26 protein-coding genes and 1 tRNA gene are annotated in these 21,980 nt (G+C 61.8%); 17 read left to right on the forward strand and 10 right to left on the reverse strand.

The window, feature by feature from the left end; all coding sequences use genetic code 11:
• Window position 1 precedes the first annotated feature (1 nt).
• On the forward strand, window positions 2-874 hold the full coding sequence (locus tag ACMT3I_RS03105; protein ID WP_414802969.1) for a glycosyltransferase family 2 protein: 873 nt from the start codon (window positions 2-4) through the stop codon (window positions 872-874).
• A gap of 73 nt (window positions 875-947) precedes the next feature.
• Window positions 948-2,231 carry a CDP-glycerol glycerophosphotransferase family protein gene (locus tag ACMT3I_RS03110; protein ID WP_414802970.1) on the forward strand — a complete coding sequence of 428 codons (1,284 nt, stop codon included), beginning with the start codon at window positions 948-950 and terminating at the stop codon, window positions 2,229-2,231.
• Here the strand turns inward: ACMT3I_RS03110 and ACMT3I_RS03115 are convergent.
• Window positions 2,203-3,018, reverse strand: coding sequence for a hypothetical protein (locus ACMT3I_RS03115; protein WP_414802971.1), 816 nt, complete (start codon window positions 3,016-3,018; stop codon window positions 2,203-2,205). The genes ACMT3I_RS03110 and ACMT3I_RS03115 overlap by 29 nt on opposite strands.
• Before the next feature lie 149 nt (window positions 3,019-3,167).
• Here ACMT3I_RS03115 and ACMT3I_RS03120 point away from each other — a divergent pair, with 149 nt between their 5' ends.
• A complete protein-coding gene (locus ACMT3I_RS03120) occupies window positions 3,168-3,452 on the forward strand; it encodes a helix-turn-helix domain-containing protein (RefSeq protein WP_414802972.1) in 285 nt (94 codons plus the stop codon).
• On the opposite strand, the gene ACMT3I_RS03125 is transcribed toward ACMT3I_RS03120, so the two are convergent.
• From ACMT3I_RS03125 to ACMT3I_RS03140, 4 genes are all read right to left on the reverse strand, one after another.
• On the reverse strand, window positions 3,449-4,198 hold the full coding sequence (locus tag ACMT3I_RS03125; protein ID WP_414802973.1) for an ABC transporter ATP-binding protein: 750 nt from the start codon (window positions 4,196-4,198) through the stop codon (window positions 3,449-3,451). The genes ACMT3I_RS03120 and ACMT3I_RS03125 overlap by 4 nt on opposite strands.
• A gap of 2 nt (window positions 4,199-4,200) precedes the next feature.
• Window positions 4,201-5,001 carry an ABC transporter permease gene (locus ACMT3I_RS03130; protein ID WP_414802974.1) on the reverse strand — a complete coding sequence of 267 codons (801 nt, stop codon included), beginning with the start codon at window positions 4,999-5,001 and terminating at the stop codon, window positions 4,201-4,203.
• A gap of 101 nt (window positions 5,002-5,102) precedes the next feature.
• Window positions 5,103-5,795 carry an NTP transferase domain-containing protein gene (locus tag ACMT3I_RS03135; RefSeq protein ID WP_414802975.1) on the reverse strand — a complete coding sequence of 231 codons (693 nt, stop codon included), beginning with the start codon at window positions 5,793-5,795 and terminating at the stop codon, window positions 5,103-5,105.
• A gap of 620 nt (window positions 5,796-6,415) precedes the next feature.
• A complete protein-coding gene (locus tag ACMT3I_RS03140) occupies window positions 6,416-6,622 on the reverse strand; it encodes a hypothetical protein (protein WP_414802976.1) in 207 nt (68 codons plus the stop codon).
• Here ACMT3I_RS03140 and ACMT3I_RS03145 point away from each other — a divergent pair.
• The 3 genes from ACMT3I_RS03145 (at window position 6,600) to ACMT3I_RS03155 (ending at window position 10,007) form a co-directional block, all read left to right on the forward strand.
• Window positions 6,600-8,087, forward strand: a complete 1,488-nt coding sequence (locus ACMT3I_RS03145) for an ABC transporter ATP-binding protein (protein WP_414802977.1) — start codon at window positions 6,600-6,602, stop codon at window positions 8,085-8,087. The two genes, ACMT3I_RS03140 and ACMT3I_RS03145, sit on opposite strands and share 23 nt — an antisense overlap.
• Window positions 8,063-9,637, forward strand: coding sequence for a hypothetical protein (locus ACMT3I_RS03150; RefSeq protein ID WP_414802978.1), 1,575 nt, complete (start codon window positions 8,063-8,065; stop codon window positions 9,635-9,637). Before ACMT3I_RS03145 ends, ACMT3I_RS03150 begins: the two co-directional genes overlap by 25 nt.
• Before the next feature lie 85 nt (window positions 9,638-9,722).
• Complete coding sequence (locus tag ACMT3I_RS03155) at window positions 9,723-10,007, forward strand: DUF3039 domain-containing protein (protein ID WP_414802979.1); 285 nt, start codon at window positions 9,723-9,725, stop codon at window positions 10,005-10,007.
• A gap of 43 nt (window positions 10,008-10,050) precedes the next feature.
• Here ACMT3I_RS03155 and ACMT3I_RS03160 read toward each other — a convergent pair whose 3' ends face one another.
• On the reverse strand, window positions 10,051-11,370 hold the full coding sequence (locus ACMT3I_RS03160) for a nicotinate phosphoribosyltransferase (RefSeq protein WP_414802980.1): 1,320 nt from the start codon (window positions 11,368-11,370) through the stop codon (window positions 10,051-10,053).
• Window positions 11,371-11,434: 64 nt separating this feature from the next.
• Here ACMT3I_RS03160 and murI point away from each other — a divergent pair, with 64 nt between their 5' ends.
• The 4 genes from murI (at window position 11,435) to ACMT3I_RS03180 (ending at window position 14,633) form a co-directional block, all read left to right on the forward strand.
• Window positions 11,435-12,292, forward strand: coding sequence for a glutamate racemase (murI, locus tag ACMT3I_RS03165; RefSeq protein WP_414802981.1), 858 nt, complete (start codon window positions 11,435-11,437; stop codon window positions 12,290-12,292).
• Window positions 12,289-13,023, forward strand: a complete 735-nt coding sequence (gene rph / locus ACMT3I_RS03170) for a ribonuclease PH (RefSeq protein WP_414802982.1) — start codon at window positions 12,289-12,291, stop codon at window positions 13,021-13,023. Before murI ends, rph begins: the two co-directional genes overlap by 4 nt.
• 2 nt (window positions 13,024-13,025) lie before the next feature.
• Entirely contained in the window at window positions 13,026-13,628 is a 603-nt protein-coding gene (gene rdgB, locus ACMT3I_RS03175; protein WP_414802983.1) for an RdgB/HAM1 family non-canonical purine NTP pyrophosphatase, read from the forward strand.
• A 93-nt stretch (window positions 13,629-13,721) separates the two neighbouring features.
• The gene (locus ACMT3I_RS03180; RefSeq protein ID WP_414802984.1) at window positions 13,722-14,633 is read left to right on the forward strand and encodes a cation diffusion facilitator family transporter; all 912 of its coding nucleotides are present in this window, start codon (window positions 13,722-13,724) and stop codon (window positions 14,631-14,633) included.
• A gap of 24 nt (window positions 14,634-14,657) precedes the next feature.
• Here ACMT3I_RS03180 and ACMT3I_RS03185 read toward each other — a convergent pair whose 3' ends face one another.
• The 4 genes from ACMT3I_RS03185 to ACMT3I_RS03200 form a co-directional block, all read right to left on the reverse strand.
• Window positions 14,658-15,395 carry a DedA family protein gene (locus ACMT3I_RS03185; protein ID WP_414802985.1) on the reverse strand — a complete coding sequence of 246 codons (738 nt, stop codon included), beginning with the start codon at window positions 15,393-15,395 and terminating at the stop codon, window positions 14,658-14,660.
• A gap of 120 nt (window positions 15,396-15,515) precedes the next feature.
• Complete coding sequence (locus ACMT3I_RS03190; RefSeq protein ID WP_414802986.1) at window positions 15,516-16,166, reverse strand: DedA family protein; 651 nt, start codon at window positions 16,164-16,166, stop codon at window positions 15,516-15,518.
• Window positions 16,167-16,169: 3 nt separating this feature from the next.
• Window positions 16,170-16,805 carry a heme oxygenase (biliverdin-producing) gene (locus tag ACMT3I_RS03195; protein WP_414802987.1) on the reverse strand — a complete coding sequence of 212 codons (636 nt, stop codon included), beginning with the start codon at window positions 16,803-16,805 and terminating at the stop codon, window positions 16,170-16,172.
• A 423-nt stretch (window positions 16,806-17,228) separates the two neighbouring features.
• Window positions 17,229-17,313, reverse strand: a tRNA-Leu gene (locus tag ACMT3I_RS03200).
• Between the two features lie 118 nt (window positions 17,314-17,431).
• On the opposite strand from ACMT3I_RS03200, the gene ACMT3I_RS03205 reads away from it, so the two are divergent.
• Genes ACMT3I_RS03205 through ACMT3I_RS03235 form a run of 7 tightly spaced genes read left to right on the forward strand, consistent with a single transcriptional unit; the run spans window position 17,432 to window position 21,957 of the window.
• Window positions 17,432-18,664, forward strand: coding sequence for a CpaF family protein (locus tag ACMT3I_RS03205; protein WP_414802988.1), 1,233 nt, complete (start codon window positions 17,432-17,434; stop codon window positions 18,662-18,664).
• Window positions 18,661-19,524: a type II secretion system F family protein gene (locus ACMT3I_RS03210; protein WP_414802989.1), complete on the forward strand. Its 864-nt coding sequence runs from the start codon at window positions 18,661-18,663 to the stop codon at window positions 19,522-19,524. Before ACMT3I_RS03205 ends, ACMT3I_RS03210 begins: the two co-directional genes overlap by 4 nt.
• Entirely contained in the window at window positions 19,521-20,459 is a 939-nt protein-coding gene (locus ACMT3I_RS03215; RefSeq protein ID WP_414802990.1) for a type II secretion system F family protein, read from the forward strand. The genes ACMT3I_RS03210 and ACMT3I_RS03215 overlap by 4 nt, the downstream gene beginning before the upstream one ends.
• A 25-nt stretch (window positions 20,460-20,484) precedes the next feature.
• Window positions 20,485-20,658 carry a hypothetical protein gene (locus ACMT3I_RS03220; protein ID WP_414802991.1) on the forward strand — a complete coding sequence of 58 codons (174 nt, stop codon included), beginning with the start codon at window positions 20,485-20,487 and terminating at the stop codon, window positions 20,656-20,658.
• Between the two features lie 3 nt (window positions 20,659-20,661).
• Entirely contained in the window at window positions 20,662-21,048 is a 387-nt protein-coding gene (locus ACMT3I_RS03225; protein ID WP_414802992.1) for a TadE/TadG family type IV pilus assembly protein, read from the forward strand.
• Window position 21,049: 1 nt separating this feature from the next.
• The gene (locus tag ACMT3I_RS03230) at window positions 21,050-21,523 is read left to right on the forward strand and encodes a hypothetical protein (protein WP_414802993.1); all 474 of its coding nucleotides are present in this window, start codon (window positions 21,050-21,052) and stop codon (window positions 21,521-21,523) included.
• Window positions 21,520-21,957: a pilus assembly protein TadG-related protein gene (locus ACMT3I_RS03235; RefSeq protein ID WP_414802994.1), complete on the forward strand. Its 438-nt coding sequence runs from the start codon at window positions 21,520-21,522 to the stop codon at window positions 21,955-21,957. Before ACMT3I_RS03230 ends, ACMT3I_RS03235 begins: the two co-directional genes overlap by 4 nt.
• Window positions 21,958-21,980: the final 23 nt, after the last annotated feature.

Below are 21,980 nucleotides of genomic sequence, written 5' to 3' on the forward strand. Positions count from 1 at the left end.
CGTGAAGGCCGTTCCCACCGTCGGTGTCGTCCTGCTCACGCAGGGCACACGACCGGACGACCTCGACAGGGCAATCAGAAGTGTGCTCGCTCAGACCGGCGTGCGACTCGACATCGTGTGCGTGGGCAATGGATGGCAGCCCACCGGGCTCCCGGATGGCGTCGCGGCGTTGGCCCTGCCGGAGAACCTTGGCATCCCCGCTGGCCGCAACCGCGGTGCAGACGTGGTCACCGGTGACTACATCTTCTTCCTTGACGATGACGCCAGTATCCCGGATCCGTTGTTCCTCGACGCCGCGATCGCGAAGCTGCGCCACAATCCCTTCATCGGACTGCTGCAGCCTCGCGTCGATGATCCGTCGGGCCTCACCTCACCGAGGCGCTGGATCCCGCGCATCCGCAAGGGTGAAGCCACGCATTCGAGCCCGGTTTTCTCAGTTTGGGAAGGCGCTGTCGTCCTGCCTCGAACCGTATTCGACGCGACCGGCGGCTGGGCAGAGCCCTTCTTCTACGCGCACGAGGGCATCGAGCTGGCCTGGCGCGTCTGGGACCAGGGGCTGCGTGCCTGGTACGCGGGCGATCTTGAAGCCAACCATCCGGTGATCCAGCCGACACGCCATTCCGACTACTACCGGTTGAATGCCAGGAATCGAGTATGGCTGGCGCGGCGCAACCTGCCCGCGGTGCTCATTCCGCTGTACGTCGGCTCATGGACGGGCATCCAGATCCTGCGCTGGGCACGCAACCCAGAAGCGCTCCGTGCCTGGTTCGGTGGCTGGCGCGAAGGATGGTTGAGTGACCCAGGGCAGAGGCGGCCAATGTCGTGGCGCACGGTGGGTCGGATGACGCTGGCCGGCCGGCCTCCTATCGTCTAACGATTCGCTACCGGTATACCCATTTCGGGGTTGATTCTCAGAGCCGTCCCAACGCGATCTGTAACCTTGGACGGTGGGTATTAGGAATGACATTAGACGTGCACGAAAGCTGGTTAGGGATGTCAGGTCCTCAAGGAAGGCGCAGCGGGCGCTGAACGGGCGGCTGGCCGTCCGAGAGCCGCTGCCGAAGAAGCACTTCAAAGTTGCCGTCTACTTTGCCGACGGCCCTGTCAACCTGTACCAGATGCGTCAGTGGTACAAGCCTCTCGCCAAGTTGGCCGAGCGCTGGCCGGTCCTCATCCTGAGCCGCTCCGGCGGCGGAACCTTGGCGCTGATGAAAGAGTCGCCGGTTCCGGTTGCCTACGTTCGAAAGGTCAACGACCTGGAGCGCGTGCTTGAAGAACAAGACATCCGCATCGTCTTCTACGTCAACCAGAACACCCGCAACTTCCAGATGATGCGCTACGGACGTCGCTGGCACGTTTTCATCAACCACGGTGAGAGCGACAAGATGTATATGACGACCAATCAGTTCAAGGCGTACGACTACTCCTTCATCGCGGGAGACGCCGCACAGGCGCGCCTGAATCGGGTGCTCTGGGACTACGACTTCGACAAGCGTGCCATCGAGATCGGCCGCCCACAGGCCGACTACTACTACGGGGATCCGCTGCCGTACACGCCAGATTCGCGGCAGGTCATCCTCTATGCGCCCACCTGGGAAGGCGACCGTGCAGCAGCGGCGTACGGCTCGATTGCGACCCACGGTGTCGCGTTGGTCACCGCATTGCTCGCCAGCGGACGTCACCGCGTCATCTATCGCCCACACCCGCGCAGCGGTGTGATCAGCCCCGAATACGGTGCAGCCAACAAACGGATCATCGCGGCTATCGAGGCTGCGAATGCTCGCGATGGATCAGCACAGCACATCTACGACAACGGGCCGACCCTGGGTTGGCAGCTGGCTGCAGCGGATGTCGCCATCGTCGACATTTCGGCAATGGTCTACGACCGTCTCGCGGTTGGCAAGCCGCTCATGATCACGCGTCCGGCGAATCCGGGCGCCGAGATCGACACGAGCGGGTACCTCTCGGATTGCGAGTGGCTCACCACAGACGCCGCCTCAGGCATCGTCGCGACTCTCGACGAGCTGACGCACGACGATGCGGTCCAGGCTCGCCTGCACCGCTGGGTAGAGCACTACTTCGGCGACACATCGCCCGGCGCTGCCACCCGGCGCTTCCACGGTGCAGTCGAGCACCTGATGGCGGAATGGGATCGCAACGCTGCACTCCACGCTGCCGATGGCTTCATCGACGAGCACGCGCTCATTGAGGACGACGTCGAGGAAGTCTGAGCACGCTCCGAACCGATGTCACGCCCGTCGCTACGCGAACGAGGCGTGGCTCCGGATCAAGGTCGTGACGGTAGTACTCAGGCGGCATGCCGAATGCGAAGCGTGACGACTTAACGACACGCTTGCCCAGGATGTGGTTGCCGCTGCCGCCGATGACTGCGCCGATTCCGAATGGAATCGCCTTACCGATGAAGCTGACGCTGCCGCGAGTGGTGAACTGCCTAATGAACGAACTCTTCAATCGGTCGGTCAGCGGTCCCATAATCGTGCGAGGAATGCTCGACGTGACCAGCTCGCCCCAGTACGCGTTGCGCGCCATACCGACGCCCTGAGCCTGACCGGCAAGTTGCCGTACGAGGTCGGAGCCTTCCTTGCCGAGCATCATCGTCATGACGAGGGCGCGAGCCCGATCAGGGTCCTCGACCGGAAGGCCGTGCACTTCACTCACCGACTGCGTGAATAGGGCAGTTGCCTCAAGGAACCCCATCGTCTCCACACCGGACAGCGCGAGTGTGATGCCTGTCGTGACCCCGGGGATTACTGCCGTCGCTCCGACAGCTGCTCCACCGGTCGTCACTGCGGCCAGGTAGCGTCGCTCCAGGATGCGGATCAGCTGGGCGGGTGACGCGTTCGGATTGCGCCGCCGGATCGAGCGGATGTGAGCGAGGACTACCGGCCGCTGGACGGCGAGGACTCGATCAAAGCCCCTGACGAATCCGTTCGGAAGCTCGCCGCCCTGCGGGGTGCCACCGGTGGGTGAGAGGAGAGGTTTTGGTTTCCTTGCCATGCTGCGAGTTTACGGGCTGGCCGCTGACTGCCTGATGACAACAAGCAAGATGAGCAATCGTCATTGAAGTATTCGGGTGAGTGTGGGTAGATGTACAGTGCCCAGGCGTACCAGGGGGAGGGCGCAATCACAGTCGCGAAGGGACTAGCGTGTCGGCACAGAAGTCAGAAGCATCCCGCATTCTTGGACTGCGATTGAGGCGACGCCGTTTGGCGCTCGATCTCAACCAGGAGACAGTGGCGCACCGTGCAGGACTCAATGTGTCCAACTACGCACGCATCGACAGGGGCTGCGGTAATCCAACGTTCCACACGCTGATCCGCTTGGCTCAGGTGCTCGGACTCGAACCGAGTGAGTTGCTTGCCGATCTCACTGTCGATCAGCTGCCGCCCACGAGAGACGACGCCTCAGCTGGTGCGCTGGTTCTCGTTTAGGCCTTGGCTGGGGCGACGCCGTAGTCCTCGTTGTACTTCGCGAGCACCTCGGCGATGGGAGCGTCAAGCACCAGGGCACCCTTGTCGAGGTACAGACCGCGGGTGCAGAACCTGCGGAGGTCGCGTTCGTTGTGCGAGACAAAGAAAAGGGTGCGGCCACCGGCCAACAGCTCTTCGATGCGGCGATAGCACTTCTCTCTGAATGCCTTGTCGCCCACTGCCAACACCTCGTCGACCAGGATGATCGGCTCTTCGAGGCGGGAGATCACGGCGAAGGCGATCCGTACCTTCATTCCGCTGGAGAGGTGCTTGTACGGTGTGTCGATGAAGTCGCCGATCTCAGCGAAATCGATGATGTCATCGAAGCGTGACTCAATCTGCTTCTTTGTCATGCCGTGCAAGCCGGCAGTGAGGAAGACGTTGTCGCGCACGCTCAGGTCGTCGACGAATCCGCCGGTGATCTCAATGAGTGGTGCAACGCCCTCATTGACGCGAACGATGCCCTCGTCAGGAAGAACGACGCCGGTCACTAGCTTCAGTAGCGTTGACTTGCCCTGACCGTTGCGGCCGACGACGCCGATGGCTTCGCCTCGTTCAACCGAGAATGACACGTGGCGAAGGGCCCAGAACTCGCCTGGCCTGTTGCGGCGCTTGCGCCCGGCGAAGAGGTCTTTGAATGTGCGACGGCCGCGCCTGTTGCGACGGAAGCGGATACCGACGTCCGTCAAAGTGATTACCGGCGCCATCGTTAGATCTCCTTCAATACAGCGCGTTCGGTGCGCGAGAAGACGAGGAGCCCAATACCGAGGATCGCGAAGGAGATCACGGCGCCGACGCCCACGACGAACCAGTCGAGCTGGTCAGGGAAGAACGCCGCCCTATACAGGCTGAAGATTCCGCTCAGCGGATTGAAGGCCGCCCAGAATTGCAGCTGTTCAGGCAGATCCTGCGTGCTGTAGATGATGGGCGATGCATAGAAGAGGAAGCGGAGGATCAGCTTGACAGCTCGTTCCAGGTCGCGGAAGAACACGACAAGAGGCGCAACGATGAGGCCGACGCCAGCGGTCAGTGCCGCCTGGATGATGATGGCCAGTGGGAAGAGAATCACGTCTGCATTGATCGGGGCGTGATAGATCACGGCGAACAGCAGGAGTACCGGCAGCGACGCCACGAACTCGATGCCCTTGGAGAGCACGAGCCTGTTTACCCAGATCGTGCGGGGGATACGTGTCGACCTGATCAGCTTCGCCTCGCGCAGAAAAGCGCGGGTGCTGTCTGAGACCGTGCCGTTGAACCACATCCAGGGCAGTAGCGCCGACAGCAGGAAGACGATGTATGGGTCGTTGCCGACGGTGCGCTCGAAGACCTGCGTGAAGACGAACCAGTAGATCCCGGCCATGACCAGCGGGTCGAGGATCGACCAGAAGTAGCCCAGGACGGATGTCGAGTAGCGAACGCGCAGGTCACGTTGGGTAAGAAGCCACAACGAATGCCGGTAGCGAGCGAGCGGGGTGCGCTGTCCTGGTCGCACTTCGGTGTAGTTACTCACGACACCTATCGTAGGTGCGCGAGCGTCAGGCTTTGCGCACCGTCGTTCTCGCGTCGGGCGCAGGCGCCCGACGCGTCGTTGAGTCGCGTGACAAGCACCGACTAGACGTAGAGGTTTGCTCGCTCGAGGTCTTCAGCGAAGTCGACCTCAACGGCGTACAGGTCAGAGATATCGACCGGCTCAACGAGGACGCTGTTCTGCTCGATGGCGAGCTCAATGCCGCGCTCGAAGTAATCCTGGTCGCCGACCTTGCCGAGGTGGTGCAGCAGCACTGCCTTGTCGGCGCTTGAGATGTAGTTGATGCCGACGGCTTCGCCGAGGCCGCCCTTGACGGTCTTGGAGAGCTCCTTGATGTAGCCCTCTGCGCTAGTGGTGTACTTCACCTCTTCGTCAGAGACCTTGGAGGTGTTGACCGTCACGAACGACTGGTCACGGGCGATCATCGCTGCCGCGCGGTCGAGCACGGTGGGGTCGAAGACGACGTCACCGTTCATCCAGAGGACGCCACCGGGGGCCGATGCCTGCAGCGCACGCATGAGGCTCTTCGAGGTGTTGGTCTGGTCGTACTGCTCGTTGTAGACGAATGACGCCTGCGGGAAAGCCTCGATGATGTGCTCGAGCTTGTAGCCCACCACCAGTGTCACCTTGGCTGCATTGCCGAAAGCGTGGTGGATGTTGTCGAACTGCTGCTGCATGATGGTGCGGCCGTCGCTCAGCTCGGTCAGAGGTTTAGGAAGCGAGCGGCCGAGACGGCTGCCCATTCCTGCGGCAAGAATTACTACCTGTGTGGTCACGAATATCTCCTGATAAATGTCTGGGTGATAGTCGAGAACTCACTCGATCATCGAGTTCGTTCGCCGTTCACCCATAAGTTCACGTATAGACACACCGTTATGCCATTTTTTACTGTACCGTGCCTCCCGGATTGGGGGGAAGCTGGGAATGATGACGTGATCAAGCTGTGACCGATCGCCCTGTAGATTCACAGGGAACAGGCAGTGTTGAAATCTGACCCGGCGAGGACTGACTGTCCTTGGTAGGTTAGCGGAGTGACTTCTGTACCATCGCCTTCTCAGCCAGATGACGCAGCGAGCGTCGGACCGGATGATGCTGCCAATGGTGCATCGTCGCTACCAACATCTGAATCAGAGTCATCTCCGCCGAAAGCATCCAAACGGACAGCCTCGGTAGATCACGGTTCCCCGGGGGCGGGGGCCACAGCGCAGACTGCTCGGGGGGAGCACACCACGGATACTCAATCCGATTCAACGCCACACAACCGTGCGCCGCGCTCGACGACGGGCCGCAAGCCTGTCACGCGGAAGCCAGCAGCTCGCCAGCCCATCGAGGGTGACGAGCCGTTGAAGGATGCCGACGCGGCGCCTCGAAAGCCGCCCGTTCGCAAGACTCCTGTTCAGAAGACTGCCGCCGCTCGAACGCCAGTTGAGCGCGCTTCTGCCGAGAGCACGACAGCCGCACGCAAGCCATCAACCCCCAGAAAGCCGAAGGCTGCGCCCTCGACGCCAGCTGCCGCAACTGAGCCGAGCACTCCCCAGCGCAGCGAGAGCGCAGCTGCGCTCGTGGACTCGTCAAGCGCATTGGCAGAGAAGAAGCCGGCCACGGATGCTGCACCCGCGGCAGCCGGAGCCACAGCAGCGCAGGTTCCTGCGGGTAAGCAGGAACGACCCAAGCGGGCGACATCCACGCAAGCACGTGCCACGGCTGCAGCCAAGACAGCTGCAGCGCGTGAAGCAGCGGCCAAGCGCACTGCGGCACGGGCCGCAGCGTCACAAGCCGCCGCCGAAAAGGCGGCCGCTGCTCGTGCGGCCGCAGGCCTGGTCCAGGCTGCAGAAGCAGCCGAGGTTGCTCACGCCACAGAAGCCGCTCAGATTGCAGAGGCGGCAGAGGCAGAAGCAGCCGTGAAGGCAGAAGCAGATTCCCAAGCAGCTTCCGAAGCGCAGGCAGCAGTAGACGCACAGAAAACAGAAGCAGCGAAGCAGGCTCGGGCTGAAGCCAAGGCATCCGCTGAAGCCGCCCGACATGCCGAGGCAGTCCGCATCGCTGAAGTCACGCGCATTGCGGAGGCCACGGCGGCCGCAGCAGCGGCAACCAAGGTCATTCCCGCCCAGGCGGCACCTGCACAGGAACCCGTCCAGGCTCCTGCTCCTGCGCGTGCTGCGGCACCCGCACCTGCCGCGCCCAAGGAGGTCAAGCCCGTCAAGCCGCCGCGAGAGACGACGCGCCAGCCGCAGCTCACCGTGCCGGAACCCGGAACCCAGTCCGCCGCAGAATCGTTCCTCGTGCCAGAGCAGGTGCCAGCGCGAAACTCGGTGGTGTTGTCGGTATCCCAGCTGACCAAGAGCTTTGGACGAAACCTCGCAGTCGCCGGGATCGATCTGGAGGTCACCGCCGGATCGTTCTACGGAATCGTCGGGCCGAATGGTGCCGGAAAGACCACGACGTTGTCGATGATCACTGGATTGCTGCGCCCTGACTCCGGCTCGATCACTGTGAACGGCATCGACGTCTGGTCGGATCCCATCGCAGCGAAGCAGGTCATTGGAGTTCTGCCAGACAAGCTTCGGCTGTTCGATCGTCTGACCGGTGCACAGCTGCTCTACTACTCCGGTGTGTTGCGTGGAATCGACAACGACACGGTGCGTGCACGCTCAGCCGATCTGGCTGCCGCCTTCGGGCTCGAAGATGCGCTGAACAGACTTGTGGCCGACTATTCGGCCGGCATGACGAAGAAGATCGCTCTGGCGTGCGCCATGATCCACTCGCCGCGGGTACTTATCCTTGACGAACCGTTCGAATCTGTCGATCCGGTATCTGCGGTCAACGTCACTGAGATCCTGCAGAAATATGTCGCCAGTGGTGGCACCGTGGTGCTCTCAAGTCACGGTATGGACCTGATCCAGCGCGTTTGCGACCGGGTGGCCATCATCGTGCAGGGCAAAGTGCTTGCGTCGGGCACCATCGACGAGGTACGTGGCGAGAAGTCCCTGGAAGATCGATTCGTCGAGCTTGCCGGTGGACGCAAGGTAGCGGAGGGTATGGAGTGGTTGCACAGTTTCTCGGACTAAAACTCCGGCTTCTCGCAAACCTGTTTCGACGTAGCCCCTGGCAAGTTGTCGGGATAGCAGTTGGGCTGCTGTATGGCCTGGTCATTTCGGTCGGTCTCGCCGCAATACTGATCGGTCTCCGACTCTTCGGCGACGTCGAGCTGCTTCGCAATGCCATGATCGTCGGCGGCGCGCTCGTCGTGCTCGGCTTCTTCCTGCTCCCGCTCGTCTTTGGTGTCGATGACTCGATGGACCCGAGATCGTTCTCGTTGATGGCGATTCCGAACCGCACGCTCGCATTCGGCCTTGCTGTCTCGTCACTCATCGGCATCCCGGCCATCGCGCTCACCATCGTGTTGCTCGGCACCGTCGTCACTTGGTCGCGCGGAATCGGTGTGACGATTCTGGCGATCGTCGCCGCCGTGCTTCTGCTCGCGACCTGCATGCTCGCCTCCAGAGTCAGCACGTCGATGGCAGCCTTCCTGCTCGCAACACGCCGCTCTCGTGAGTTCACTGGTGTCGCCGGCCTGCTGCTGCTCGTTGTGCTCGCGCCAGCAGTCATTCTCGTGCTTACCCTGGACTGGGCGCGATACGGCCTTGGCCTGCTTGAGGGCCTCGCCGGAATCCTCGGCTGGACGCCGCTCGGCGCGGCGTGGGCGGTTCCTGCTGATGCTGCGAACGGCGATTGGGGACTTGCTCTGCTCCGTCTCGTCATCGCCGCTGGCACGGTCTACCTGCTCTGGCTGGCCTGGCAAGGACTCGTCGCACGGATGCTGGTGACGCCTGAACGCGAAGCCCACGTCAAGCACTACGGCGGCCTGGGCTGGTTCGACCGGATGCCAGGAAACACTGTGGGAGCGATTGCTGCCCGGAGCCTGACATATTGGAGCAGGGATGCCCGCTATTGGGTGTCGTTCATCATGATCCCCGTGGTGCCCATCCTGGCTGTGCTGCCGTTGTCAATCGCCGGTGTGCCGTCCGACGTTCTTGCGCTATTGCCGATTCCGCTGATGTGCGTATTCCTCGGCTGGACAATGCACAACGACGTGGCATACGACAACACGGCAATCTGGCTGCACGTTGCCTCCGGCACTAAGGGGGTCTCTGACCGCATCGGCCGAGCGATCCCTGCGCTGCTTGTGGGTGTTCCGCTAATTGGAATCGGCTCGGTCGTCAGCATCTACTTCTACGGTAACTGGGCTGCGCTTCCGTCGATCCTCGGCGTGAGCACCTGCATCCTGCTGGCGGGGCTCGGATTCTCCAGCTACACCTCCGCACGATTCCCATACCCGGTGGCGAAGCCAGGGGACAGCCCGTTCGCCCAGCCGCAGTCCTCAGACACGGCATCCGCCCTGATCCAGTCCGTGAGCTTCATCGGTTCAGTTGTGTTGTCGCTGCCGGCAATTGCATTCGCTGCGCTCGGCCTGTTCGTCGACCCGATCTGGAACATGCCTGCGCTCTACGTCGGTGTCGGTGTCGGCATCCTGGCGCTCACCGGTGGAATCTGGCTGGGATCGGTGACGTTCGAACGTCGTGGCCCAGAGATGCTCGCGTCTGCCCTTCGGGCCTGAGCGGCGTCTGACCGGCGTCTGGGCGGTGCCTGACTCACAGGCGAGCGTTGATCCTTCTCCGGGTTCTCGGAATTAGACTATGGGTATGACTGAAATCTTCCGTGCGAGTATCGCAGACCCAGGCCAGCCAGGTGGGGGCACGTCGACGCTCGACCGCGAACTCGAAGAACTCCTGAACCAGGAGCAGATCGAACCTGGTGACCACGAGCGTTTCTCGCACTACGTACCGAAAGACAAGATCCTCGAATCGGCGATCACTGGTAAACCGGTCAAGGCGCTGTGTGGCAAGAAGTGGCTGCCCGGCCGCGACCCGGAGAAGTTCCCGGTGTGCCCCACGTGCAAATCGATCTACGAAAATATGAAGCCGTAACGAGCAGTTTTTCTGGGCTGGCTCGGTGGCCAGCCCGTGTGCGTTAGCGGTAGACGGTCGGAATGACGGCTTCGCCGTGTCCGAGTCTGAACGCCTGAACGGGCAGTTCGGTCACCACGGCAGCATGGTGGTCGCGAGCACGTGTGGTGCCGATGATTCCAGTGTGGAGCTCATCGACAACGCCCGCAGTGATGAACGGAACCAACAGGTGACGCTCGCTACCGGCATCGATTGCTTCAGGTTCACCGGCCGGTCCGTCGCCAAGGATCACGATCTCCTCGCGAGCGATCCCTGTTGCATCCAGCCGTCGCGCGGCGTTTTTGCGGCCGCCCACTGAGGCCTTCGAGGCCGACGTTTTGGCAACGGACACCCAGTCGCCGTTGTCGTCGGTGTGGGCGACGAGCTTGTAGACCAGGCCAGCAGCCGGTGCCCCAGACCCGGTTACGACCGATGTTCCAACGCCGAACGCGTCGACCGGAGATCCGGAGAGCGCGGCGATCGAGTATTCGTCGAGGTCGCTGGTGACGGTGATCTTCGTATTCACTGCGCCGAGGGCATCGAGCTGGCGCCTCGCTGCAGCAACGACAGTGGGCAGGTCACCTGAATCGATGCGGATCGAGCCGAGTTCGAGTCCGGCGACCTCGACAGCAAGAGCGATGCCGTTTTCGATGTTGTATGTGTCGACCAGGAGTGTGGTCTCCGGGCCGAAAGCCGCGACCTGGGCGCGGAAAGCCTCTTCTTCAGAGTCGTGGAGGAGCGTGAACGAGTGGGCGGCAGTGCCCATCGTTGGGATTCCCCAGGTGCGGCCGGCTTCCATGTTGCTGGTCGCCGCGAAGCCCGCGATGTACGCTGCCCTGGCCGCAGCGACCGCCGCATGCTCGTTGGTGCGGCGCGAGCCCATCTCGGCGATGGGGCGATCGAGGGCAACCGACACCATGCGCGCTGCGGCGCTGGCCACCGAGGTGTCGTAGTTCAACACGCTGAGGATGAGGGTCTCCAGGATGACGCCCTCGGCGAATGTGCCTTCGACGAGTAGCAGTGGTGAACCGGGAAAGTAGAGCTCGCCTTCGCGGTAGCCCCAGATGTCACCGCTGAACGAGTAGTTCGCCAGCCAGTCGAGCGTGGGCTGACGCACGACGGCGTTGTCCTGCAGCCAGGTGATCTCGGCGTCTGTGAACCTGAACTGCTTGATCAGCTCGATCAGGCGACCGCTTCCGGCCACGACACCATACCGACGGCCGTCAGGCAGACGTCGGGCAAAAGCCTCGAACATGCAGTCGCGGTCGGCTCTGCCGCTTTGGATTGCGGCATCCACCATCGTGAGTTCGTAGCGGTCGGTCAGGAGAGCGGAGGATGCGGTCACACACAAAGCCTAGCCACCCGCGGCGCCTGAGCCAGCGTTCCGGTGACGCGGCTAAGCTTGTGGGGTGACGGATGCACCGATAGGAATCTTCGACTCCGGCGTAGGCGGACTGACTGTGGCCAGGGCCATCAAAGATCAACTGCCAAACGAATCTCTTCTCTACATCGGCGATACAGCCCATTCGCCGTATGGCCCGAAGAAGATTGCTGATGTGCGCAGGTACGCGCTCGACGTACTCGATGACCTGGTGGCACAAGACGTCAAGATGCTGGTGATCGCGTGCAACACCGCCTCTGCCGCAATGCTCAGGGACGCACGGGAACGCTACAGCGTGCCGGTCATTGAGGTTATCCAGCCCGCGGTTCGCCGTGCCGTCGGCACAACCAGGAACAATCGCGTCGGCGTCATCGGCACTGTCGGTACAGTCAAATCCCGCGCGTACGAAGACGCATTCGCTGCGGCCACCAACCTGTCGCTGTTCACCCAGGCTTGCCCTCGGTTCGTTGAATTCGTCGAGGCCGGAGTGACCACTGGAGACGAGGTGCTCGCCGTTGCCGCCGAATACCTGTCGCCGCTGCAGTCTGCCGACATTGACACGCTGGTGCTTGGCTGTACCCACTATCCGTTCCTCAAGGGTGCGATCTCGTATGTAATGGGCGATGGCGTGACGCTGGTATCAAGCGATACCGAGACGGCGAACGACGTCTACCGCGTACTGGTCAGCCAAGGCATGTTGCGTACCACCTCCACTGCACCCACCTATCGCTACGAGGCCACAGGCGGCAGCGCAGACGAGTTTCTGCGCCTGGCGCACAGGCTGATCGGCCCAGAGGTGTCTCGGGTCGACCTCGTCCAGACGGGCGCCATCAGCCTGGGAGGCCTCTCCCACTTCAACCCACCACTCACCAAGGAGAATCAGTGACTGACACCCTGCGTTCAGACGGACGCCGCAACGACGAGTTGCGCCCCATCACCATCGAACGCGGCTGGAGCGACCAGGCCGAAGGCTCTGCGCTCATCTCGTTTGGCCGCACCAAGGTGCTGTGCACCGCATCATTCACCAATGGCGTACCGCGTTGGATGGCAGGAAAAGGTAAGGGCTGGGTGACAGCCGAGTACTCGATGCTGCCCCGCTCGACGAACGACCGGATGGACCGCGAGTCCGTGCGCGGCAAGATCGGTGGCCGCACCCATGAGATCAGCCGCCTCATCGGTCGGAGCCTGCGTGCTGTCGTCGATATGAAGGCGCTCGGCGAGAACACGATTGTGCTTGACTGCGACGTTTTGCAGGCAGACGGTGGAACTCGTACCGCAGCCATCACGGGCGCATACGTCGCATTGGCCGACGCGCTTGAGTGGGGCCGTGAGAAGAAGTTCATCGGCCAGAAGGCCGTGCCGCTGATCGACAGCGTCGCAGCAGTCTCAGTCGGCATCATCGGTGGTTCTCCTATGCTCGACTTGGCATACGTCGAAGACGTGCGTGCTGACACTGACATGAACGTCGTCGTGACTGGCCGCGGTCTGTTCGTCGAGGTGCAGGGCACTGCAGAGGGCGCCCCGTTCGACCGCCGCGAACTTGACTCGCTTCTCGACCTGGCGCTGGCGGGCGGCGTCACGCTGACTGAGTTCCAGAAGAAGGCACTCGAGGCCTAATCATGCTCAGACTGGTTCTTGCCACGCACAACCAGCACAAGGTCGAAGAGCTGCGGCGAATCCTCGAGCCGCAGCTTCCCGGCATCGAAGTGCTCGCGTACGACGGGCCAGAGCCTGTCGAGGATGGCGCTACCTTCACAGAGAACGCGCTGATCAAGGCGCGTGCCGCTGCAGCTCACACCGGACTTCCTGCCATCGCAGACGACTCAGGTATCTGCGTCGATGTGTTGGGGGGATCCCCGGGGATCTTCTCTGCCCGCTGGGCGGGTCCGGCCAGAGACGCGGGCGAAAATCTGCGACTGCTGCTTTGGCAGATCAGCGACATGGGAGACGAATACCGTACAGCGCACTTCACGTGTGTTGCAGCGCTGGCGACGCCAGACGGTACTGAGCATGCGGTGGAGGGAGAGTGGCCAGGTCGCATTCTCCGTGAGGAATCAGGCGCTCACGGTTTTGGGTACGACCCCATTTTTCAGCCTGACGATTGCGACGTCTCTGCCGCCGAAATGGATCCCGAAGTCAAGAACGCCACGAGCCATCGTGCGCGTGCATTCGAGAAGCTCATCCCGCTCGTCAGAGAGTTGGGCGAACGCTCAGATCGCTGAGGCTCAGCCCCATTTGCGCCTACTGAGAACGGCACTCATTCCCAACTGTGCGGGGAGCTGGCGATTGTGAACCAGTCCCCGTACCGTTGAGATATGGGTCACGATCACAGTCACGGTGCAGAGGCGAATCGCAGGCGTCTGTCGATTGTGATCGGCATCGTTTCTTTCGTGCTCGTCATCGAGGTTGTCGGTGCGTGGCTGACCGGGTCACTTGCACTGCTCGCGGATGCCGGGCACATGTTCTCCGATCTTGCCGGGTTGATCATCGCCCTGATCGCCACGATCGTCGCATCCAAGCCGGCCACCGATCGTCAGACCTATGGGTACCAACGCGCTGAAGTCTTCGGCGCACTGATTAATGGGTTGATCCTCGTCGGTGTTGCGATCTCGGTCGTCATCAGTGCCATCCTGCGGCTCGCCTCGGGAACTGCCGCCGATGTCCATGGCGGCCCGATGCTCATCGTCGCCATCATCGGACTGATCGCCAACATCGTTGCGCTTCTGATGCTGCGCCCTGCAGCATCGAATTCGATCAACATGCGCGGCGCGTATCTCGAAGTACTGGGTGATGCCCTCGGATCTATTGCCGTCATCGTGGCTGCCGTGCTCATCTTGACGACGGGGTTCCAACAGGCCGACTCAATCGCCTCACTGATCATTGCGGCGATGATCGCCCCACGTGCGTTCTCACTGCTCAGGGATGTCGTTCGGGTTTTGAGCGAATCTGCTCCAGCCGATACCGACGTTGCCCAAATTCGCCAGCACATCCTTGAAACGCCCGGGGTAGTCGCCGTCCATGACGTACACGTCTGGGCGATCACATCCGGTGCGCACGTCTTCTCGGCCCACGTTGTGGTCGAGCCCAGCGTGCTGACCTCAGGTGGCGCCGGCCGGCTGCTTGATGACCTCGGCGGCTGCCTGTCAACTCACTTCGACGTCGATCATTCAACGTTCCAGCTCGAGCCGGCCGAGCACGCCGAACACGAAGACCACTCGCACGCCTGACCGGAGGCCAGCGGATGAGGCGAGCTACGCGTCAGTATTGGCGTCTGGGTGATGCTTCGCGTTGAAGACGTCGGGGTCGAGCGTGAGGTCCTCACCGTGGACGGCGGGAGCGTTCTTCGCTTCGCGGCGTGCTTTCATCGATGACTGGACATAGTGGAAGACTGTCGGGATTAGCGTGATCGCGACAGCGCCGAGCAAAATGAAGTCGATGTAGTTCGTGACGAATTCGGCGACGGGCGGGATGTTATTCAGCAGGTGACCGATATAGGTCAGGCCGGCGCCCCAAATCATTGCTCCAATGAAGTTGTAAAGCGAGTACTTGCGATAGTTCATGTGCCCGACGCCCGCGGCGACCGGGGCGAATGTGCGCACGATGGGCACAAACCGAGCAACGATCACGGCGAGGCCGCCGAATCGAGCGAAGAATGAATTCGTCCGCCGCACGTTGGCGACGCTGAAAACGCCTGATTCCTTCTGCTCGAAAATTCGTGGACCGAGTTTGTGGCCGATCAGATAGCCGACTTCACCGCCGAGGAACGCGGCAAAACCGATGGCGAGGCAGACCCACCAGATGTCGATGTGGATCAGGGTTCCGGTCACGAGGCCGGTGATGATCAGCAGTGTGTCGCCCGGCAGAAGAAAACCAACGAGCAGACCGGTTTCGGCGAAGACGATTGCGCACACAATCAGAAGTGCCCAAGGCCCGGCGGAACTGATGATGATTTCCGGGTCAAGCCAGGGGATGAGTGCGGTTGCGGCCAAGGGGGATCTCCAGTGAACGGCGGTCAGGTACCTATGGCGATGATCGCTGCGGTTTTTCCAAGGCTAACGCTTCGCGGGAGTCTGCGTACGGGGGTTAGCCTCCAGAAGTGCCGTGAATCGCTAGCGGTTGAGCATTGATGCCTTACGTTCGGCCCTGTCTGCCCGCCAGGTGCGGAGTCCGAAGAATATTGAGGCCGCGATGAATATGCCGGCGATGACATATGCCGCACTCTTCACGCCGGGAATCGAAGCTGCGTAGTAGCCGACGAGAGTGAGCCCGACGCCCCACGCGAGTGCGCCGACCAAGTTGCTGGTGACGAACTTGTAGTAGTTCATCCGTCCGACGCCGGCGACCACGGGAACGAATACGCGCGCCCACGGCATGAAGCGGGCGATCACGACCGACCACCAGCCGTATTTGAGATAGAAGGACTCAGTCTTGGCAACAGCGATGGCTGTGCGTCGGCCACCGCGTTTGTCGAGATAGCCTCTGCCGTATTTTAGACCAAGCAGGAAGCCGACCTGGTCGCCCAGGAATGCAGCAATACCGGTTCCGGTCGCGAGAATCACGATATTGAGATTCTGCGATGACGCTGCGACGAGTCCAGACGCGAAGAGAAGCGAATCACCTGTGATGAACGGGATGAACACGCCCAGGAGCAGAGCGGTGCCGGCAAATACAAGTCCCCAGACCAGCAAATAGAACAGGATCACCCCTGAATGGGCGAAGACGTCGGTCAGCTGGCCGTCAAGGGCAGAGGCATGAAGCACTCGCTAACCCGCCAGCTCATCGAAGATTGCGCCGTTGAAGGTAAAAGCAGCATCAACTTCACTGACGAGTTCATCGATCTCGTCCTGGCCCAGGCTCAGCGTGTTCATTCCCTGGCGGTATGCACGCTTGTAGTGAACGATGTCGTCGATCTCGGTAAAGTTGTAGAAGCTCAGCTGCTCGGGAGTCGCACCGTAGTGACGCGCAACGAGGCGAGAAATCGCCTGGCCGCCCGAGAGGTCGCCGAGGTAACGCGTGTAGTGGTGAGCGAGGCATGAGATGCCATCGTTTGTGCCCAGACTGTTCAGGTGCGCAACGTATGCGGCTGTCGCGGGCAGTGGTGCGTTCGTCACGCGCCACTCGGCAGCGCCGAGTGCAGTGAGATCGCTTTCGATTGACGCAAGACGGTTGAGGCGGGTGTCGAAAAGCGGGTAGCCGTCGATCTTGGCTACCAGAGCTTCAAGTGCCTCATAGACCCAGGCATACTGCGCAAGGTAGCGGGTGTAGTCCTCCAGTGAAAGCTCACCACGCATCAACTGAGTGATAAACGTGCGGTTTTCAGTGCTCTTGTGCTGGTCGCTTGACCCGGACCGAATGAGATCGGCAAGGTCAACGGGTTCAGCGGCGAGTGTCGGAGTCATGAAGGCACCAGTCTGTCGGGGTTTGCGTAAGGCAATGCTAACCTAACAACCCTTCGCCGGGCGAGCCCCTGAAGCGACACTCAGAGCCTGCACTCAGGGCGCTATGGCGACAAATGAGCCGCGCCGATCGCCCGTGGTTCCTGGCAACTTTCACTGATACTTCGCCTCCGCGCAGTGCGGAGACTCCAGACACGTGACTGTGCCTCGGCTTATCGCGGCACGGGTGCCAGGGATGCAATCGAGATGGCAACCCGCGGTGTTACCGGTGAACGCTACGTGGCGGCGGAAGACCTCGAACGACCAGACGGCGGCGATGTGCTGATGCACACGTTTTCGAATTGACCTACCGCGGAATGATCTGGTCGTTTGAGATCAGGGCTGACAGCCCCATGACCAACGAATTCATCGCGCGCTGTGTTGCACTGGTGCGGGAGAGGGGACTTGAACCCCCACGCTCGAAAGCACAGGAACCTAAATCCTGCGTGTCTGCCAATTTCACCACTCCCGCGAGTGCCGTTCTAGTGTACGGGCAACCTGGCATCCGTTGTGCCGCCGTCTGCACGCCGGGGCAGGCTCCTGTGGATAAGTTCAACGGGCAGCAGCGCCACTAGACCATCATGCAAAGCATGAGCGACGCCGTGCGCACCATCATTGAGCAGGTGCGTGTGCGCGTGCGTCGCGATGGCGTGGATCTCGGCTCAGACGGTGTGCTTGCCGAGAAGTACGTGCACGACGAAGTACGCCGGTACAGCGAGTTGGCCCTCGGCGGATCGCTGCCGCTGCTGGCCGACGAACAGCAGGCGGCCAAAGAGGTCGTGGCGTCGCTGACCGGGTTCGGTGTGTTGCAGCCACTGCTTGATGATCCCGGGATTGAAGAAATTTGGATAAATTCTCCGACCCGCGTGTTTGTCGCACGCAACGGTGTGCCCGAGTTGACCAACCTGCTGCTGACCGAGCGCGAGGTGCGCGATCTCGTCGAGCGGATGCTGCAAGCCTCGGGCCGCAGGGTGGATCTGTCGTCACCGTTTGTCGATGCTTCGCTGCCCGACGGTTCCCGCCTGCACGTCGTGATTCCCGATATCACGCACAAGCACTGGGCGGTCAACGTGCGAAAGTTCACCGCACGCATCCGTGATCTCAATCAACTTGTGACCTCAGGGTCGCTCACCCAGCAAGCGGGGGAGTTCTTGCGAATGTGTGTGCTCGCCGGGCAGAACATCCTGGTGTCCGGCGCAACCCAGACGGGCAAGACCACCATGTTGAACGCATTGTTGTCTGCATCACGCCAGAACGAGCGCATCGTCACCGTCGAGGAGACCTTCGAACTCGACCTGAGTGCGCGGGATGTCGTCGCGATGCAGTGCAGGCAGGCCAGCCTTGAAGGGACCGGAGAGATCACGCTACGGCGGCTGATCAAAGAATCCCTGCGGATGCGTCCTGACCGTCTGGTCGTCGGCGAGGTGCGTGAGGCGGAGAGCCTCGACCTCCTGATCGCCTTGAACAGCGGATTACCCGGCATGTGTTCAATCCACGCGAACAGTGCCCGCGATGCGCTGTCGAAGCTGTCGACCCTCCCGCTGCTCGCCGGCCGCAACATCGACTCCGCTTTCGTCTTGCCCACCGTGGCGGGCTGCATCGACATCGTGGTCCATTGCGAAATCGACAGGCACGGACGACGGTCGGTAGCCGAAATCATTGCGCCAAGCGGTGCCCTGTCAGGGGCAGTGATCGAGGCCAGCCCGATCTTCGTGAAGACTGCAGGACAGCTGGAGGCGACCGGTGGTTTCCCCACGAAGCTTGCGAAGTTCAACGCTGTGGGTTTGGATCCTGCCGTCGTGCTGAGGGGCGATGCGCGATGACTCTCATCCTCGGTTGCCTTCTTGGCTGCGGCATCCTGTTGCTGGCCTCACCCTTCCTCTGGCCCAGAGGCGTGGCACGACCCCGCGTGCGCCCAAGTGTTTTCGACGTCGTCCGAGCCAGACTGACTCAGGCCGGACTCGAGTCGGTTCCGGTCGGCGTATTCCTCACGCTTTCGGTGATCGTTGCGATCATCGGGGCAGCGCTCTGCCAGGTACTCCTCGGGGTCACCGCGATCACTGCCGCCGCAGGTGTCGCCGGGCTGATGCTCCCAGCGCTCCTTGTCATGGTCAAGGCCCAGGCGAAGCGGCAGGCCACCAGAACGGTATGGCCGGATGTTGTCGATCATCTGGTCTCCGCTGTTCGATCAGGACTCGCCTTGCCCGACAGCGTCAGTAGCCTCGCGCACAGTGGCCCGCCGGAGACGAGAGACGCCTTTGCCGGATTCGAACGCGAGTATCGTGCGACCGGCAGCTTCTCCCACGCAATCGACACGCTGAAGGACGCCCTGGCCGATCCAGTGGCTGATCGAATCCTTGAGACGCTGCGCATGGCTCGGGAGGTCGGTGGGAGCGACCTGACGATGGTGCTCCGCAGTCTTGCGGCCTGGTTGCGGCAGGATGCCGCGATCAGGCAGGAAGCAGAGGCCAGACAATCCTGGGTGGTGAACGCGGCAAAGCTCGGTGTCGCGGCGCCCTGGATCATCTTGGTGCTACTGGCATCACGCCCTGAGGCTGCGCTGGCATACAACTCTTCGTCCGGTCTCGTCGTCATCATCGGTGGGCTGGCCGTCTCTGTCGTTGCATATCGAGTCATGATCGCGTTGGGCAAGCTGCCCGAAGAGAAGCGGTGGTTCCAATGAGCACATCGCAAGCGTTGGCAGTCCTCTGCGGGGCGATGCTCGGGATTGGCCTGTGGTCACTGGTGAGCCTGACCCCGCGGCTGAGCCGTCCCCGGCTGGCCGACCGGGTAGCACCCTACGTGCTTGACGTCTCCGCAGAGGCGCGGCTTTATGTCGGTCGCACGAGCACCGATCCGATTCCGGTGCTCGGAGCCCTGTTCGCACCGCTGTTCAACCGTGCCACTGCGATGTTGTCAGCCGTTCTCGGCGGGCGGGAGACAGTAACGATTCGCTTGCACCAGTCAGGTTCGACAAAGTCAGTCCAAGAGTCCCGCTCTGAGCAGTTATTGTGGGCACTCATCGGGTGTGCGGGCGGATTGCTGGCTGTCGTGACAGTGCCACAGGTGGGCGATGCGCCCCTCGTCGCTCGGGTGCTTCTGCCATTTCTCGTGGGTATCGGCGGTGGCTATGCGCGCGACATCGCCCTGCAGAGTGCAGCGAAGGCACGGATGCTGCGCATAGAGAGCGAGTTGCCCACCGTGCTCGAGTTCCTTACTCTCTCGCTTGCCGCAGGCGAAGGCATCCTCGATTCTCTCCGCCGGGTGTCTTCGTCGAGTTCGGGGGAGCTCTCCGGAGAACTGTCCGGCGTTATGACCGAAGTACGTTTGGGCGTTCCGCTGGCCGATTCGCTTCAGCGGATGTCCCAGCGACTCCAGCTGCCCTCGCTGACACGCTGCGTCGATCAGATCACCAATGCGCTTGAACGCGGTTCGCCGTTGGCCGAGGTACTGCGCGCACAAGCTCAGGATGCCAGGGAAGAGACCAAGCGACGGCTCCTGGAAACCGTGGGAAAGAAGGAGGTTGCGATGCTCGTGCCGCTGGTCTTCCTCATTTTGCCGCTGACCGTGGTCTTTGCCATCTTCCCCGGAATCTTCGTACTGCAGGCCGGCTTCTGAAGCCGAGATGAGAGAGGTGTGTGACATGAACAACCCGACAAAGACAGCAGACTCCACAGAGACAGAGCGAGGAGATGTTCCTGGCTGGGTGCTGATCACGCTCATGACTGCCGGACTCGTCGTGGTGATTTGGGGCCTTGCAGGACCAGCGCTCAGCGGTGTTTTCGAGCGAGCCATCGAGAGCGTCAGCGGTCTGTAGCCCATGAATCCTGCAGCGGATGAGCGTGGTTCAGCCGTCGCTGAGTTCGTTATGGTCGTCTCGCTCCTGACGTTCCTGACGCTTGCCGTCCTCCAGTTCGCACTCGCCCTGCACGTGCGCAACACCGTGCTTGATGCCGCTGCCGAAGGCGCGCGTCACGCAGCGCTGGCCGATAGCGGGCTTGCCGATGGTGAGGCCAGGACACGGGAACTGATCACCGTGGCGTTGGGCGAGTCATACGCTCGGAATGTCGTTGCCCGCTATACCGAGACAGCGGGCTACGCGAGCGCAGAAGTAAGCGTCGTTGCCCCGCTTCCGATGCTCGGACTGCTCGGCTTTGATTCTGGACTTCAGGTCGCCGGTCATGCGCTCGTCGAAACCCTTGATTGACATGGCAGCTCTTGCCATGACAATCGATCGGCGGATGCGCGACGACAGCGGGTCTGCGTCGTTGGAGTTCATCACCGTCGGCATGATCCTGCTGGTGCCACTCGTCTATCTGGTCCTGGCTCTCTCCGCAGTGCAGGGTGGTGCGCTCGCCGTTGAGGGAGCAGCTCGCCAGGCAGCCCGGGTATACGTCCTTGCTGCAGACGATGCGGCGGCACGCGCTGGTGCGGCACGAGCAGTCGAGGTGGCGCTCGCCGACTATGGCCTGGAGAACCAGGCGGTGACAGTGCAGGTCGACTGCGAAACTCCCGATCGCTGTCTGACGCCACGCAGCGGAGTCACGGTGACGGTTCGAGTTGTCGTGCCCCTGCCCCTGGTTCCCGATGTGTTGTCGCTTGGCAACGTTGCAGCTCTACCCGTTGAGGGCACGGCTACCCAGATCGTGTCTCGTTTCTGGCATGCCGAAAGGACAGAATGAGCAGGCATCGCCACAACGACGACGGCACCATCCTCATCCTGACGATGTTCTTCAGCGCGCTTGCCCTCGTCGTGATCCTGGTTGTAACAGCTGCGACATCCCTCTATCTGGAGCGCAAACGATTGTTCAGCCTGGCCGACGGTGCAGCTCTGGCTGGCGCTGAATCTTTCGAAATCGATGAAATGTCGATCGTTGACGGACAGGCGCATCCGATGCTCACGCCAGGCGCCGTGCATGAAGCGGTTCAGGAATACGTCGACGGTGCGTCGCATGCTCGCTTCGAGGGTCTGAGCATCGGCCGAGCGACGACCGTCGACGGCTCAAGCGCGACGGTCACTCTGCACGCCTACTGGCGCCCGCCGGTGGTCAGCTGGGTACTGCCAGCGGGCGTACCTCTCGATGTGACAAGCATCGGAAGATCGGTGTTCTGGTAGTCAATTCGTAAGGGTGTTCGGTT

It is taken from the genome of Leifsonia sp. A12D58, assembly GCF_047530025.1.
Classification (GTDB): Bacteria; Actinomycetota; Actinomycetes; order Actinomycetales; family Microbacteriaceae; genus Cryobacterium.